The following is a 15420-nucleotide window of genomic DNA, read 5'->3' on the forward strand; positions in this document are numbered from 1 at the left end:
TTATGCCGATTATTGTCAATCTTGATGTGATGCTCGCGAAGCGCAAAATGCGTTCTAAAGAACTTGCCGAGCGCATTGGAATTACCGAGCAAAATGTGTCACTGCTAAAGTCAGGTAAAGTGAAAGGGATGCGCTTTGAAACCTTGGAAAAAATCTGCGAAGTACTGGAATGTCAGCCGGGGGATATTTTGGTATTTGAACCCACAGCTAAGATGGATTAGATGACTATGATGGCTAGTATATTGTTAGTAATACTCGGAAGCAGCATTGCTGGTTTTTTCTATCTACGTTATCGTTTACACAACTTGAAGGATCGGGGTGATTTAGCAGCGGCTATTGACCAAGAGTTCCAGAAAGTCACTAAGCGGCATGCCAGTGGTGGTTTAGTGCTAGGCGTTTATAAATCAGGTAGAACTTTGTTTAAAAGCTATGGCTCGGTTAGTCCGACTAATCCTCAGCCACCTAATGCACAAGCTATTTTCCAAATTGGATCAGTCAGTAAAGTTTTTACAGGGCTGGCTTTACAAATTTTGTGTGATGAAGGGGTTATAAGCCTAGACGATAGTTTAGCGAAGTTACTAGGGCAGAACCTTCCTTTAGCAGAGGCTGTCAAGCCAATTACTTTGCGCCAGCTCGCCACACATACGAGTGGTTTTCCGCGTGTTCCGAACGTGTTGCTAAAGCAGCTTGAAGCTAAAGTAGGTAAGCAACACCTGCTAGATAATCCTTTTAATGAAGCCACACTGGCGGATATTTATGCCTACTTACAAAACCCTAGTGATCTGGGCAAATCGGGCAATTTTGTCTATTCGAATTATGGCATGGGTTTATTGGGGCATATTCTGGAGCAAGTGACAGGGCAGAGTTTAGAAACACTGGTGCAAGCGAGGGTTTTCCAACCTTTACAAATGCAGCATAGTGGGATCGATTTGAACAAGGCAAATCCCGCGCAAATTATGCAAGGGTATACGGCTAAAGGTGAGTTGGCTCAAGCTTGGACTTTTCAAGTGCTAGCAGGCGCAGGGGCTTTTTATTCCACAGCTGAGGACATGTTGCAGTTTATTCAAGCGAATTTAAGTAAAAATACTCCTTTAGCCAATAGCTTAGAGAAAATACAGCTAGCTCAAGCCAGTGGAAAAACCGGCATTGCTTGGATGCAGGCAAGTGCTTTAGATCGTTTTATCGGTAACCTGCATACTATTTGGCATGATGGACAAGTTGGTGGTTTTACGGCCTATTTAGGATTTGATCCTAAACAGGATTGTGGCTTAGTCGTTTTATCTAGCCGCTCGATTAGTATGAATATGCTAGGAATGATGGTGATGCGTCAATTACGTTCACAGTCATGGAAAAACTGATTATGCTTGGATGACTCTTGCAGTAATGGCCTACTCATAGTCCGGCAAGCGCTTAATCACTTTTCAGTCAATTCTTTATCGGCTAAGGCTCGGCTATACAGCTAGATAAGTTACAGGTTCGCAAGGTTCAGATGTGTGTAACGGCTCTAAGCCTTTGAATAAGCCCCGATAAACATTGGTTTTGGCTTTATGATCAAGTGGATAGGGCATAGCAGTAAACTATGTTGTTGAACCTATTCTGAATCTTATTAGAATCAGTTTTTTTAGCCAAGGACAATTAACATGCAGTCGTTTGCAATTCTGTATCCCGCGTTTGCGCTGGCTTTTCTCACCTTTGGTGTCGGTGTGTGGCTGTTAATGATGCGCATAAAAGCCTATAAAGCAGGGCTTGATCCTAGTTATTTCAAATTCAATCAAGGTGAACTGCCTGCTTATGCCAAGCAGGCGGAGCAGCATTATGAGAATCTATTTGAAATGCCAGTACTGTTTTATGTTGTCCTGCTGCTGGCCTTCGTCAGCCACACTGCGAGTGTAGGTTTAGTTTTTCTAGCATGGACTTACGTAGCTGCCCGCGCAGTGCATACTTATATCCATCTAGGTACCAATAAGCTTTTGAAGCGCCGTGATACCTTTTTAGTCAGCTTCACTATTTTGCTGATGATGTGGATTTGGGTTTTACTGGCTTTATTAATGAGCTAATTCGCGCAGAGTAGGCTGGGTAAAGCAGCCTACTTCAAGGCTTTAAACTTATGACTGGGCTGATTGAGTTTGAATACTTCAATGGTTTGCTAATTCATTTGGGTTCGTTTTGCTGGTCTTAACTAGCTTTAAGCAGCGATTGAACGTGGGGGCTATAGCCCAACATTTGCTCAGCAATCAATTTAAAATCCTTCTCAGAAATTTCTAAATGTCCATAACGAAATACATAGCCCCATTTGGATTTATCTTGAATAAAGTCAAGCTTTTGAAGCAGTGAGCGAATATCCGTAGGCTTAGCTTTGGCAATAAAAGCCATATCGCGTCGAAAAGGTATGAAACCCGGAGCCATTTCAAACTGATAAACCTCAGTACCTATCACTTCACCAATCGCTGTGAATTGCTGACAAGGCTGGTTAGCTTCAAATTTTTCTTTCGGCGAGTAATAAATAATCCAATCGCCTTGCTGCATCCGTTTTAACGGTTGGGCTTTACCATGACAGAGCTGGCAAAATCCCCCATCAACCCCGCGTTGCACATGATTTTTGGAGGCGACACCGATCCAATAGCGCATGTTTTAACCTTTTTAATCTGGAAAAGCTTAGTTTACTCATCAGCTGCTGACAGCAGTATGTCAGGAGGGTTTGAAGCGAATACAAACTCACAAAAGCTTAGTAAGTTTGCAAAGGAAGCAATAGCCTGAGGCGAGGTTGCGCCACCCACTAAAATGCAATCTATACCTGTTGCATTGGCTCCCGCTAAATCGCGGCGGACAGAGTCACCAATGAATACAACTTCCTGAGGTGCTAGTTGCATGGTCTTAAGCACTAACTGGAAACCATAGGGTGAAGGCTTGACATAGCCATGATCCGAAGAAAAGGAAAGCACTTCAAAGAGATTCAGGACTTGTTGTTGTTTGAGGTAGCTTAACCAACTATCTTTTGGTGACCAAATATCTATAACTGCACCTAAGCGAAAGCTCTGACTCAATTGCTGGAGTGCTGCTGCGTAATCAGTTGGCAGATAACCGCGCTCATGTGCAGCAAAGGTTTGAGTGAGTAATTCAATTTCCCGTTCTGGTAGATTATTGGCTACTGCGCGTAAAGCATCCGGCACGCTAGGAAAAGGTTTGTGGTAGTTCGGATATTGCTTGGCTAAATAAGCAAAGCTAGCATTAAGCCATTGATTGGCGATTTGTTTAGGTAAACGACCACCTAGTTCTTGATAAGCAATAGAATAATCTTGTTTAGAGCCGAAGCGATCTTCGCCAAACATAAACGTGCTATTCATATCCAGTAGAATAGCCTTTTTGTTGCGCAAGTAGTGCTTCATCGTTTAGCAGTTTTACGCTTCGAAGATTTAACGGATGTTTTCTGAGCTGCCTGAATTGCGACTCTTGCCCAGAGCAACAATAAATCACTATCAGCTAGCACCTCTTCAGGGACGGCAAAATAACGCCTCACTTGCACACGGCCTTTTTTTGTATCGTAAGCGAAGCAGGTCATGCCATAGTCTTCATATTGAGGGCGAGTTAGTTCATCCACTACGAAGTACAAGACATCATTGGGCATAATCGCGAAGGCTAAGCCATATTGAGTGAAACACACACCACCAAACATGGATTTCATTTGGACGCCGCCCAGTGTTTCAAGTTGCTCTAACAGATAAAGGGCGTATTCTGAATATTTGCTCATCGCTTAAGTGTAGGTGAAAGCGGCCAGCTGTTCATTCAGGATTGCGTCTTGATGTGAGTCAAGGCTTTGGCCACTGAAGTTACTTAGGCTTGAGCATTTTGATTTATTCTTAGGTGTCTTGCATGCTGCAAATTACGGAACCCACCACCCCTACCAAGCGCTTTGCACTGTGGCAATTAGGTTTTCGTCCCTTCTTTCTCGCGGCAAGTTTGTTTGCAGTGATTGGCACGGCTTTGTGGACAGCTTTATATAGTTTCAATTGGGTGGGCTTACCCGCTTCGTATCCGGCGATGACTTGGCATGCGCATGAAATGATTTTTGCCTATGCCTTAGCCGTGATTGCCGGTTTCTTACTGACGGCTGTGAAAAACTGGACAGGGATAGCCACCGTTCAAGGTTATGGTTTGGCGGTTTTGGCAAGTGTTTGGTTGCTGGCACGCTGTTTACCGTTTACAGGCTTGCCGCTTATGTGGACGGCTTTAGCTGATTTAACCTTTTTAGTCGGTTTATTCATAGCGGTAGCTAGGCCAATTATACTGGCTAAGCAATGGAAACAAGCAGGGATTCTCGCCAAAGTTGGCTTGCTGACTCTTGCCAATATGTTGTTTTATTTAGGTTTATTAGGTTATTGGCCTTTGGGATCAGTGCTCGGGTTGTATCTAAGCTTTTATTTAGTGATTGCGCTGATTTTGACGATGGGGCGGCGGGTGATTCCGTTTTTCATTGAAAAAGGCCTTGGCGTTCCTTTTGTAGCACGCAATTATCCGTGGTTAGATCGGGCTAGCTTAGTCCTGTTTTTAGTTTTTGCTTTACTAGATTTAGTGGCAATGAGCACGGGTAATCAATTAGTTATTTACCTTGTTGCTGCTCTAGCGGTACTACAAGTGGTACTGCACAGTGTGCGTTTGCATGGTTGGTATCACCCCTTGATTTGGAAAAAGCCACTGCTTTGGGTGTTGTATTTAGCTTATGCGTGGCTGGTGCTGGGTTTTGTGCTGAAGTTTCTGAGCTTAATTTCGGGTGTTTCACCGTGGCTTGCGGTGCATGCCTTTGCGTATGGCGGGATTGGTCTGATGACGCTCGGAATGATGGCGCGGGTGAGTTTAGGGCATACGGGGCGCGAGGTGGCTAATCCGCCAGCGATACTGTTGGTGCTGTTTGCTTTATTAGGTTTAGGTGCTTTGATTCGAGTATTTTTGGTCTGGTGGCTACCGATAGGGCAAGCTATTTGGATTCTGGCTGCCCAATATTTATGGATTACTACCTTTGCAGGTTTTGTCTGGGTATACGCACCTATGTGGTGGTATGCCAGAGTGGATGGCCGCTCCGGCTAAGCCTGCTTGACTCACATCAAGGTGAACACTGCACAAACTCCTTAATTTGCTCTTTTCAAATGCCATTAAGGAGTTTGTCATGGCTAGCGCTACTTTAGATTTCTCAGTTAATTTGCCCCAAGTCGGTTTAGAGTTTATGAATAGTGTACATGGTGAGGAACTGTCGCTGGTCAACCAGCTACTGGCACAGCTTAATGGTGACAATAATGATGCAGCTATTAGTGCACACTTAAACGTCTGGGTCGCCCACACTCAAGCCCATTTTGAGCGCGAAAATTTCTTGATGCAGGAGTATCATTTCTTCGCTTATCCCATGCATGCTGCTGAGCATGTGCAAGCTTTGCAGGAGTTAAAATCTGTGCAGTCTGCTTGGGATCAGGCAGCAAATCGGGAGACTTTGCGGGCTTATATTCAAACCTGGCGGCAATGGCTACAGCAACATATTTCCACGATGGATTTTATTACCGCGCAGTTTTTAAGCCAGTTCCCGATTCCTAATGAAGTTACTCGGATTGACGAATTACGCAGGCATGATACTCACTGAACCTAGTTTAAATTTATTAAAACAAGCGCCGCTGTTAAATGCCCTTGAACCTGAGCAATTTAAGGCGCTCTTAAACACAGCTAGCGTTTATGAGTTAGCCGAAGGCGAGTTCTTATTCCAACAAGGTCAGCGCTTAGAGCAAATCTTTATTTGTACTGAGGGGTTTATCAAACTGTTTCGCTTAACCCCGAACGGCGATGAGAAAATCGTGGAGATTATTAGCGCGGGTAATAGTTTTGCCGAAGCTGTTTTATTCCTTGGTGGGCAGCAGTATCCAGTGCATGCAGTCGCTTTAAAATCATCTCAAGTGGTTGGGATTAATGCCGATCAATATCAGCAAATCTTACGCTCTTCGGTCGATGTGTGCTTTCACCTCATGGGTTTGATGAGCAAACGCATGCATTGGCTGCTAACCGAAGTGGATCGCCTGACTTTGCATAATGCAACTTTCCGCTTGCTGACTTGGTTGTTAGAAGCGCCTACTTATGCAGAAAATGCCATTTTGTTAGATGTTCCCAAACATGTGCTAGCTTCGCGCTTGTCGATTAAGCCAGAAACGCTTTCACGCATTTTAAAGCGCTTAAGTGAGCAAGCGTTGATTCGGGTTGAAGAGCAAGTGATTGAATTATTAGATCGGGTGGAGTTGCAGAAACTGGTCGAGCTGGAAGAGTAAGCAAGTTCTTTCAAAATAAGCATTTTCTTTGCTAGAAGTGAATTATACTCGCCTTAAAGCTTTAATCGTGCGAGGGAAAACGATGAAACCATTCAATAAACTGTTGGCAGTTAGCTTTGCCTTCTGCCTGACGCTTAACAGTGCTTTTGCTGCACCACATTCATTCAAGCCGGTAGATGAGGCTGCTAAACAAGCTGATTTTTTGGCATTCCGCCAGCAATTGAGTTCGGCAGTAGCGCGGCATGATGCGAAAGCTGTTTTAGCAGTGGTGGATGCCCACATTCAAAATGGCTTTGGGGATGACAATGGCTTTGCTAATTTCAAGAAAATTTGGAAATTGAATCAAGCCAATACGAAGACTAGCCCGTTATGGAAAGAGCTTGGCCTAGTGTTAGCTTTAGGTGGGAAATTTACGGATCGCAACACTTTCAATGCACCTTATATAGCGGCAGCTTGGCCAGAAAATTTGGACGGTTTCGAGAATATTGCAGTTGTGGGTAAAGAGGTACGCATTCGTGAAAAGCCGGATACGAAAAGTAAGGTGCTGGCAACGGTCAGCTATGTCATCTTACCGCTTGTGCAAGGCACACAATGGACGGGTAATTGGGTACCTGTTAAAGCACCCAATGGAAAAAAAGGCTATATTGCTGCAAGCTATGCACGTAGTCCAATTGATTACCGCGCCTTCTTCGAGAAAAAAGGCGGTAAGTGGAAAATGACCTCGTTTTTAGCGGGTGACTGATTTTAAGATCATCTATAAACATTTACAGGGTCACGATGCAAGCGTGTCATGCCAAGTTAGGTAATTGCAAAGTTGGTATGGCGAGCCGTTCAAACTTGCCGAAGCGGAGTCGCTTTCACTCGCTTTGAGATTATTCCGGCGGATGCAGCCCTGCGGTATACAGTACTGCTCGCAAATTTTGCAAGGTCACCCGATTCAACTGCAAGGTCTCTACAGTGGCTCGTCCAGTCGGTGTTAAACCAAGAACCAGTGTATAGGTTTCATTCCATGTGAAGTGCTCTGTCCAGTGCTGTGTGCGTGGGTGAAATAAGGCTACTAATTTGTTAGAGATAGGGTCTAGGGCTTGGGTTTTATTGTATTTATGAGCATTACAGCCCGCACAGGAGAGTGCTAGATTATCTAACTGGGTTGCACCACCGGCTGAGCGTGGGTGAATATGTTCAATGCTAAAGGGATTTGGTGAAAATTGAGCTTGACTCAAACAATATTCACAACAACCTCGGGCACGCTCAGCGACTTGCTGGCGTTGATGGGTAGTCACGCGTTGCTCAGGCATAATCCGGTGCTTTGATGCCTAAATTATTCATTAAAGTCGTTAAGCTTACTTGGCGCAGCATGGCTAATTGCGCAAGGCTCTGTATGCGGACTGCATTCAGTTGCTCCATTTGCGCAATTAAAGCTAATAGCTCTTGGTGTTCAAGTTCACTCAGCGTTTCATCTTGGCGTTTATGGTCAAGCTCTGTGAAGCGCTGGAGTTGTTGAGTAGCTAAACCTTGATTGATCTGCTTCAGCAACTGTGCTTCTTGTTCGGATAGGCTAGGTGCTCTGAGTTTGGCACGCAAAGCCAGCACTTTAGCAACAAATTGATCTAATTCAGCAGCAGGTAAACTAGCTACGCCATGCAATAATTGTTCAGTGGAAACTTGGGTCGTGATTTGGACGCTGGACATCAAGTATAACCTCTCACTAGTTGAGTCAGAGCATAGCATGTTTAGAAGGGCGTTGCCCCATACCCCCTATCCATTGTCTATCCTATAACTAGGCCAACCTGAAAGGTCAAAGGGTAAAAGAATAAAGAAAAAAGGTTAAAGTGTCCTGGAAATCCGAAAACCAATAAGGCTGCCACGAACAGTCGGGCCGCCCCTGAAACGGTAAGCCGAGCGCAAGTACCGGGACTTGAAGTTCCAAGAACCACCGCGCAACACACGGTCACAATTCAAACTCCACCACTTTTCCCATGCTACACTATCCAAGGGAGCTGATTGATAGTTACTATAGTAGCAATCTTGTACCCACTCCCAAGCATTTCCATGCATGTCCACTAATCCCCATGAATTAGCAGGAAAACTATTAACTGGAGCAGTCTGTTTATTATCCCATTGGCTACCACAACCATCACAGTTGGCTTTATTGTTGCCAATAGCATTCCCCCAGAAATAGCTTGTTTTAGTTCCAGCCCTAGCTGCATACTCCCACTCAGCTTCAGTCGGTAAGCGATAATTTAAACTCGTTTTCTTGCTTAGCCATTTCACATAGCTTTGTGCATCGTCCCAACTAACATTGATCACAGGGCGATTATCTCGTCCCCACTTCTCATCATCCGGCTTATAACCACCACAACCCTCATCTGCTACACAGGCATCCCATTGTGCAAATGTCACCTCCGTTTTGCTCATCTCAAACGCAGCTACTTGGCACCGTTCGCACCGGCTTTTCATTATCATAACAATCTTTGCCATTACTACAGCCCATTTCAAAAGAGCCACCTTGGATAGTAATCATATCTGGCAATGGAATAGCGGGCTTGTCTGGCTCAGCTACTTTTTCTGGAGTAGGTTTGGTTTGGATAGCATGGGGAGAACTTGCTGTTGTATTGGGTGGAACTGGTGGAGTCTCTGGTGCTTTACTCTGAATTATCCCAATCACCACCCCTAGCAAGACACTTGCACCTATTCCTCCCCAGAGCCAAGTAGATTTTTTGCCTGAACCCGATGCTCCCTTTTCTGCTTCTTGACGCTCACGCCCCAAGCGGTTTAACTCAGCTTGCTCACGATTTAAACGCTCTTGTTCCGCTTTTTTAGCCGCCGCTTGTTCTTGTTCAAGTTGTTCCACTTTAGCACGCTCGGCTGCCGCTAAGCGCTCACGTTCAAGCTGCTCGCGTTTAGCTTGCTCAGCTAAATCGTGTTGCCATTGTAACTCGGCTTGCCGTGCGCGTTCCGTTGCTTCGCGTTCTGCTTGCTCCTGCGCTAAACGTCTTGCTTCCGCCTCACGCTGCAAACGTTCTTGTTCTAAGCGCTCTTGCTCAGCTAGCCTCGACAACTCAGCTAAACGCTTAGCCTCTTCGGCCTGCTGTGCCGCTTGCAACAAGTTATAAACCTTCAGCGTAATTTCACTAAACGCCTGCTCAGACTCAAACGAACCCAAAGCAAATTGTGCCAAAGGGCGATTATCTTTTGTGCCACCTTGCAACGCAGCCAACCAAGACACGGCCTGCCATGCACAGGGTTTGATAATAATTGGTACAATTTGTAAGCCTTCAGCTTCACGCCGTTGTAGAAAGCGCGGAATTTCTTGACGTTTCACAAACTCTGAAGTCAGAAAGTCACTGCTGACCAGCAGTAAAGCGACCTTGGCTTGCTCAATCGCAGTTTCAATCGCAGGCAGCCAATTCGCACCCACTTCAATTTGCCGATCATCCCAAATCGAAAAAGCATTATGCGACTGCAATACCTTCAAATGGCGCTGCAAAGCATCTTTCCATGCTTCATCCTGTATATTAATAATAACTACTACTCACACATTTTGAACTTGTCGCCAAGCCTCATTAATCCGTCTGAGTGCGACATCATCGTGAACTGCCAAAGGATAAGCACGCGCCATTTCGGTGGCATCAGGAAAGATCGCTGGATTATTGCGTACTTCAGGGGCAATTAAATTATAAGCAGCCGCATTGCCTGTATTCACATGCGCAGTATTAGAAATGCCAGCGGAAATTTCGGGTTGTAGCACAAAGTTTATAAACTCTTCTGCGCGTTTCGGGCGCGGGGCTTTGGAGGGAATAACCATGCAGTCCGTCCATTGCAGACCACCGGATTGTGGAATAACAAATTTCAAATTGGGGTTGAGTTTGCTGGCGATCACAAAATCGCTGGAATAGGCCATCGCCACTGATAATTGCCCACTCACCAAATCCCGCAAATAAGTTTTTGAGTTGAGAGCAGTCTGCTGGCGCATTTTTTTCAAGGTCGCTACCGCAGTTTGCAAGCTAGTTTCATCGCTGGCATTAGGCGTTAATTGCGAAGCCAATAAGCCAACCATCATCCCATCGACTGACTCATCTAGCAGGCTCATTTTGCCGGCTAATTTAGGGTCTAAAAAGATAGCCCAATCAGGGGTTTCTGTCATGACTCGGCTATCCCAAGCAATGCCGGTTGTGCCTAAAGCCCAAGGTACTGAGAATGCATTAGCTGGATCACTCGCCCGTTTTTGTAAGGCAGGGGTGAGATTTTCAATACCCTTGATGCCACCCGCGCTAAAGTCTTTGATCAAGCCAATGCGGTGTAGTGCCAACATGGCATACTCGGACGGTACGCACAAATCATAGCCAGCGACCGTAATGCGTTGGGAGCTGGCTTGTCCCAACATCCAAATGAGTTGGTCATTGGAAGAGTAATTTTGATAGGTGACTTTAACACCACTAGTTTTTTCAAAATCGCGAATGGTGTCGGTGCCGATATAATCCTGCCAATTCAGGAAGGACAGGCGCGCATCTTCTTGTTTGCTACCACAAGCCGTCACCATCGAGCCTACCGTTACCAACGCGGAGAGACGAAGAAAGTTTCGTCTGGTAATCATAGTGACTCCTAAGGTTGGATTAAGACAGGAATAGACGAGGTTTGTAATACCCGCTCGGTCACCGAGCCTAGGAGAAAGCGTTTGAGATTGCCTAAGCCGCGATGCCCCATAATGATCAACGAAACTTTTTCCTCTTCCGCTAAAGTGACGATAGCTTCGGCTGGATCACCCCGTGCGGCAATGGCACGTACCTTGATATTTTTAGTAGTCAATAAAGCAGTGGCTTCATTAGCTAACTCGTGTGCATCCAAACGCATGGACTCAATGATTTCCTCACTAGGTAATAGCCCACGTCGGTGCAGCTTAGTAATTGGGTTATAAGCCACTACCACAATCACTTCCGCTTGAGTTAATTTCGCCAAAAAAGCGGCTTGTGAGATAGCTCGTTCGGATTGATAGGAGCCATCTACCGCCACTAAGATACGCTCTAAAAGATCGGGTATATTGGGCATTACTAGTGGATCATCCCAATTTTCGGGGCGCCCATAGTCAAAATTACTGGTCATCCGCTTTCACCTATCAAGAAGTTAATTATCCAGCGATTCAGCATCGGGAATATTATTTTTACGTTTCCACCATGCAGCTACGGGGTATAAAAGTGGTGCTGATACCATGAGGACGATTGCCACGATTACACTATTCATGGAGTCAGAGTCCGCTATTTGGCTATAAATGGCGACTGCTAATACGGTCAAGGGTAAGAGCAGTAGCAAAATTAACACCGGCCAGCCGCCTGGAATTTTAAAAGGTCGTTCTAAGTCAGGTTGCTTAAGGCGCAAGATAAACAAGGCAGCAAATTCAAGCGTAAGTACCCCACCATAGAAAAACACCACAAAAGAAGCCAGCAAAGCAAAGTCGTCAAATACGACTGCAATGACTGAGTAGATGGTGGCGCAAATAGCCAAGGATACCCAAGGTGCACCATGTAGATTCTGCTTTTGGATAAAGCTTGGCAAGAATCCATCGCGACCCATCACAAAAGGAATCCGACTACCAACCATTAAGCGCCCCATGAATAGACCAATAGCAGAGACTAAACCCGCAAAGCCCATCGCATAACCCAGCCATTCACCACCTACTTTCCCAGCAATAATCGCCCAAGCCCCTGCCGTCCACTCAATGCCATCAGTACCTACTAGCATTAAGGCGCAGAAGGTTGGAATAAAGTAAACCGCCACAATCAAAGGCATCGCAATTGCAAGACTTAAAGGATAATCACGGCGTGGGTTTTTCATTTCACCCGCTACGGTGGAGGTACCTTCCCAACCCATATAATTCCACATTACGACTAATAAACCACCTGTCAAAGCGGCTGAAAATGAAGCCCCTTCAGGGATAAAAGGTTGGAAGGGATTGTAGGGAACGCCTTTGGTTAATAAAGTCCACAGAGCAATTAAGATAATCCCAATAAACGGAATCAGGAGAATAATTCCCAAGATTTGTGTTGAGCCACCCACCGATTTGGAGCCACGCATATTCCATACAGCGAGTATCCAAATCATCAGTACCATCAGCGATTTGCGAATTAGTGGATCACCTGTTTCGCCAAAGATAGGGAAAAAGAAAGATAAATAACTCACAAATAAAACCGGATACAGCGCCATATCAAACCAAGTCGCCATCCACGCCCAACTGCCTACGGTAAAGCCACCTAAGGGGCCGAGTGCTTTTTTAACCCACACATAATAACCACCCTGTGCGGGAATTGCTGTGCCTAATTCGGCACTCATTAAGGCGACGGGTAAGCCCCAGATCAAGGGTGTGAGCAAAATTAATAATAAACCAACCCCAGGCCCAGCACCGCCAATGGTATCCTCTAAACCAAAAGGCCCACCCGAAACAGTAAAAAAGATAATCCCAACAATCGCTGAAAGTGTTAAGGTTTTTTGAATGGTGCGATCTTCTACGACAGGTAGAGATTTTGCACTTGGGTTGGTGGCATTAACTAATCCTTGATCGGTATCCATAGTTCCCTTTAATTAAACAGTGCAAAATGAGAAGTCTAATTATCAGTGTATCAGTATTTTTTGAATTCTGTGGGATGAGGTGTGAGTTTCTATGGTGTATATAAAATAATTTTTTTGTATAAAGCTTAAAACCATTAATCATCAGCAAAAAGTTTTAATCTAAAACCGTCTATCAAGTAGCACAAGTTCAGTCAAAATTTAGGCTAAACCAGCTTTTTAATTATTAATTGGCTTATAAAATATACAAAAATGACCTGTTATCAACCTTTATTACCCATCTATCAGGAAAAAGCCCAGCTTTCTTTTCGAGCTATACCAATCTTTAGTTTAAGCAGTGCAGGACGCGCTGCGATTAGAAATAAAGTCATTATGGATAGATGAGGTGTTTAATCATGACATTCGGCGCAATTAATAGTATTGGTTTTGGTGCATCAGCGGGTATTTCTGCTAGCCAAAATGTTCAACAAACTAAACCAAACGATGTAAATTATGGTGGAGGTTTTAGTTCTCAATTCAATGCAGGCGGTAATTTTGCGAGTCATATGCAAAATCTAGGTTCTATAGGCAATCTAAGCTCACAGTGGAGCCAAGGTGTTTGCGGTTGTGATGGTGCAAAAGGCAGTTCAGGCTCATGGGGTGCTGAGGGTTCTAAAGGTAGTAGCAATGTCGACGGCTCTAAGGGTAGCTCTGGTTCATGGGGAACTGAGGGTTCGAAGGGCAGTAGTGGCGTAGACGGCTCTAAAGGTTCTGAGGGTTCTAAAGGCAGTAGCAATGTCGATGGCTCTAAGGGTAGCTCTGGTTCATGGGGAGCTGAGGGTTCGAAGGGCAGTAACAGTGTTGATTGTTCCAAGGGTTCAGATGCTGCTAAAGGCTCGGATGGATCTAAAGGTAGTGGTGGCGTAGAGGGTTCTAAAGGTTCAGATGGGTCTAAGGGAACTGAAGGTTCCAAAGGCAGTGGTCACGTAGACGGTTCCAAAGGTAGTGCTTGGGACATGAATATTGGTGGCTCTAACTCTTGGGGTATCGGTGGTGGTAAAGGTGGTTCTAGTTCATGGGATTTCAGTATGAGTGGTAGCAAAGGTGTTAACTGCTAAGCTGATTCTGCTAACTCCTGTATAGCCAACACCTTGACCCTATTCGTAAGGATAGGGTCAAGTCGGCTCTCAGTATTTTCCTAGTTCTTCTTGTGCTTATTCTCAGAGTGTTTGCAGCAGCTTCTAGCCTTGGGTAGAGTTAGCGCATTCTTGATGAATTTGAGTTTTTTCATGTCCCAGCAGCTTCTTCAGCGTCATCACACGGTTCCGGTTAGAGTTGGTCACGTTATTGTCGGCGGCGCTGCCCCCGTAGTGGTTCAGTCTATGACCAATACGGATACGGCAGACCCAGTCCGCACGGCGATTCAATGTGCCGAATTAGCCCAAGCAGGTTCTGAGTTAGTCCGTATCACAGTCAATAGCCTAGAAGCAGCACAAGCTGTTCCAGAAATTCGTGAGCGTTTAGATAAACTCGGTTGTAATGTTCCTTTGATTGGTGATTTTCATTTTAATGGTCATAAACTTTTAAGTGCTGTCCCAGAGTGCGCACAGGCTTTGGCGAAATATCGGATTAATCCAGGCAATGTGGGGCGTGGAAAAAAGCGGGATGAGCAGTTTGCGCAAATGATCGAATTTGCCTGCCGTTATAATAAACCTGTACGGATTGGGGTGAATTGGGGTTCGTTAGATCAAGAGTTATTAGCGCGCAAACTGGATAGCAATTCTCAATTGGCTCAGCCTTTAGAACTTTATGAGGTGATGCATGAAGCTTTGATCGAGTCAGCACTCACCAGTGCAGCTAAAGCAGAAGAATATGGCTTGCCGCATGATCAAATTATTTTGTCGTGTAAACTCAGCGAAGTGCAGGGTTTGATTCGTGCTTATCGAGATTTAGCTAGTCGGTGTGATTACCCTCTGCATTTGGGTTTAACTGAGGCGGGTATGGGTAGCAAGGGCATTGTGTATTCAACGGCTGCTTTAGCGGTGCTCTTACAAGAAGGGATTGGCGATACCATTCGCATTTCTCTCACGCCTGAACCGCATGCGAAGCGTGAAAAAGAAGTGATTGTCGGGCAGGAAATCCTCCAAGCTTTAGGTTTGCGCTCGTTTACTCCTCAAGTTATTGCTTGCCCCGGTTGTGGGCGTACCTCTAGCGATTATTTCCAACGCTTAGCTGAGCAAATTCAAAATTGGCTACGTGAACAAATGCCAGTTTGGCGTACTCAATACGCCGGTGTGGAAACGATGTCGGTCGCTGTAATGGGCTGTGTGGTAAATGGCCCCGGTGAAAGTAAGCATGCCAATATTGGGATCAGTTTGCCAGGGAGTGGGGAAATACCTGTAGCACCAGTCTATGAAGATGGTGAAAAAACCGTGACCTTAAAAGGTGATCATATTGCAACTGAGTTCCAAAGCTTGGTGGAGGCTTATGTGCAACGCAGCTACAGACCAGCGGCTTAAGTGAGCTTAAGCTGAATTTTGAGAAAATAATTAGCGCATTGCCTTGACAAAAAAAGTCTAAA

19 protein-coding genes are annotated in these 15420 nt (G+C 45.2%); 9 read left to right on the forward strand and 10 right to left on the reverse strand.

Annotated elements, in window-relative coordinates:
- Positions 1–2: 2 nt before the first annotated feature.
- From Q0230_RS16190 to Q0230_RS16200, 3 genes are all read left to right on the forward strand, one after another.
- On the forward strand, positions 3–221 hold the full coding sequence (locus tag Q0230_RS16190) for a helix-turn-helix transcriptional regulator (RefSeq protein ID WP_298611469.1): 219 nt from the start codon (positions 3–5) through the stop codon (positions 219–221).
- 6 nt (positions 222–227) lie between these two features.
- On the forward strand, positions 228–1358 hold the full coding sequence (locus Q0230_RS16195) for a serine hydrolase (protein ID WP_298611471.1): 1131 nt from the start codon (positions 228–230) through the stop codon (positions 1356–1358).
- Positions 1359–1640: 282 nt separating this feature from the next.
- Complete coding sequence (locus Q0230_RS16200; RefSeq protein ID WP_298611474.1) at positions 1641–2057, forward strand: MAPEG family protein; 417 nt, start codon at positions 1641–1643, stop codon at positions 2055–2057.
- Between the two features lie 118 nt (positions 2058–2175).
- Here Q0230_RS16200 and Q0230_RS16205 read toward each other — a convergent pair whose 3' ends face one another.
- The 3 genes from Q0230_RS16205 to Q0230_RS16215 are packed head-to-tail and all read right to left on the reverse strand — an operon-like array spanning position 2176 to position 3748.
- Positions 2176–2628, reverse strand: a complete 453-nt coding sequence (locus Q0230_RS16205; RefSeq protein ID WP_298611477.1) for an EVE domain-containing protein — start codon at positions 2626–2628, stop codon at positions 2176–2178.
- 32 nt (positions 2629–2660) lie between these two features.
- Complete coding sequence (locus Q0230_RS16210) at positions 2661–3344, reverse strand: HAD family hydrolase (protein ID WP_298611480.1); 684 nt, start codon at positions 3342–3344, stop codon at positions 2661–2663.
- A 38-nt stretch (positions 3345–3382) separates the two neighbouring features.
- Positions 3383–3748 carry a TfoX/Sxy family protein gene (locus Q0230_RS16215; protein ID WP_298611483.1) on the reverse strand — a complete coding sequence of 122 codons (366 nt, stop codon included), beginning with the start codon at positions 3746–3748 and terminating at the stop codon, positions 3383–3385.
- Positions 3749–3870: 122 nt separating this feature from the next.
- On the opposite strand from Q0230_RS16215, the gene Q0230_RS16220 reads away from it, so the two are divergent.
- The 4 genes from Q0230_RS16220 (at position 3871) to Q0230_RS16235 (ending at position 7041) form a co-directional block, all read left to right on the forward strand.
- Positions 3871–5082 (forward strand): NnrS family protein, encoded by a 1212-nt coding sequence (locus Q0230_RS16220; RefSeq protein WP_298611486.1) that lies wholly within the window; start codon positions 3871–3873, stop codon positions 5080–5082.
- 79 nt (positions 5083–5161) lie between these two features.
- Complete coding sequence (locus tag Q0230_RS16225) at positions 5162–5626, forward strand: hemerythrin family protein (protein ID WP_298611489.1); 465 nt, start codon at positions 5162–5164, stop codon at positions 5624–5626.
- Entirely contained in the window at positions 5580–6299 is a 720-nt protein-coding gene (locus tag Q0230_RS16230; RefSeq protein ID WP_298611492.1) for a Crp/Fnr family transcriptional regulator, read from the forward strand. Before Q0230_RS16225 ends, Q0230_RS16230 begins: the two co-directional genes overlap by 47 nt.
- 82 nt (positions 6300–6381) lie before the next feature.
- Complete coding sequence (locus tag Q0230_RS16235) at positions 6382–7041, forward strand: SH3 domain-containing protein (RefSeq protein WP_298611495.1); 660 nt, start codon at positions 6382–6384, stop codon at positions 7039–7041.
- 130 nt (positions 7042–7171) lie between these two features.
- Here the strand turns inward: Q0230_RS16235 and Q0230_RS16240 are convergent, their stop codons facing one another.
- From Q0230_RS16240 to Q0230_RS16270, 7 genes are all read right to left on the reverse strand, one after another.
- Positions 7172–7597, reverse strand: coding sequence for an HNH endonuclease signature motif containing protein (locus Q0230_RS16240; RefSeq protein WP_298611499.1), 426 nt, complete (start codon positions 7595–7597; stop codon positions 7172–7174).
- On the reverse strand, positions 7590–7991 hold the full coding sequence (locus tag Q0230_RS16245; protein ID WP_298611502.1) for a hypothetical protein: 402 nt from the start codon (positions 7989–7991) through the stop codon (positions 7590–7592). The genes Q0230_RS16240 and Q0230_RS16245 overlap by 8 nt, the downstream gene beginning before the upstream one ends.
- A 135-nt stretch (positions 7992–8126) precedes the next feature.
- On the reverse strand, positions 8127–8717 hold the full coding sequence (locus Q0230_RS16250) for a formylglycine-generating enzyme family protein (protein ID WP_298611506.1): 591 nt from the start codon (positions 8715–8717) through the stop codon (positions 8127–8129).
- 1 nt (position 8718) lies between these two features.
- The gene (locus Q0230_RS16255; protein ID WP_367274147.1) at positions 8719–9825 is read right to left on the reverse strand and encodes a TIR domain-containing protein; all 1107 of its coding nucleotides are present in this window, start codon (positions 9823–9825) and stop codon (positions 8719–8721) included.
- A gap of 9 nt (positions 9826–9834) precedes the next feature.
- The gene (locus Q0230_RS16260; RefSeq protein ID WP_298611509.1) at positions 9835–10896 is read right to left on the reverse strand and encodes a PotD/PotF family extracellular solute-binding protein; all 1062 of its coding nucleotides are present in this window, start codon (positions 10894–10896) and stop codon (positions 9835–9837) included.
- A gap of 8 nt (positions 10897–10904) precedes the next feature.
- Complete coding sequence (locus tag Q0230_RS16265) at positions 10905–11402, reverse strand: universal stress protein (protein WP_298611512.1); 498 nt, start codon at positions 11400–11402, stop codon at positions 10905–10907.
- Between the two features lie 21 nt (positions 11403–11423).
- Entirely contained in the window at positions 11424–12863 is a 1440-nt protein-coding gene (locus tag Q0230_RS16270; RefSeq protein ID WP_298611515.1) for an APC family permease, read from the reverse strand.
- A gap of 392 nt (positions 12864–13255) precedes the next feature.
- Between Q0230_RS16270 and Q0230_RS16275 the strand changes: the two genes are divergently transcribed.
- Positions 13256–13957, forward strand: coding sequence for a hypothetical protein (locus Q0230_RS16275; RefSeq protein ID WP_298611518.1), 702 nt, complete (start codon positions 13256–13258; stop codon positions 13955–13957).
- A 171-nt stretch (positions 13958–14128) separates the two neighbouring features.
- Entirely contained in the window at positions 14129–15358 is a 1230-nt protein-coding gene (ispG, locus tag Q0230_RS16280) for a flavodoxin-dependent (E)-4-hydroxy-3-methylbut-2-enyl-diphosphate synthase (RefSeq protein WP_298611521.1), read from the forward strand.
- Positions 15359–15420: the final 62 nt, after the last annotated feature.

The organism is uncultured Thiothrix sp. (assembly GCF_937876535.1).
Classification (GTDB): domain Bacteria; phylum Pseudomonadota; class Gammaproteobacteria; order Thiotrichales; family Thiotrichaceae; genus Thiolinea.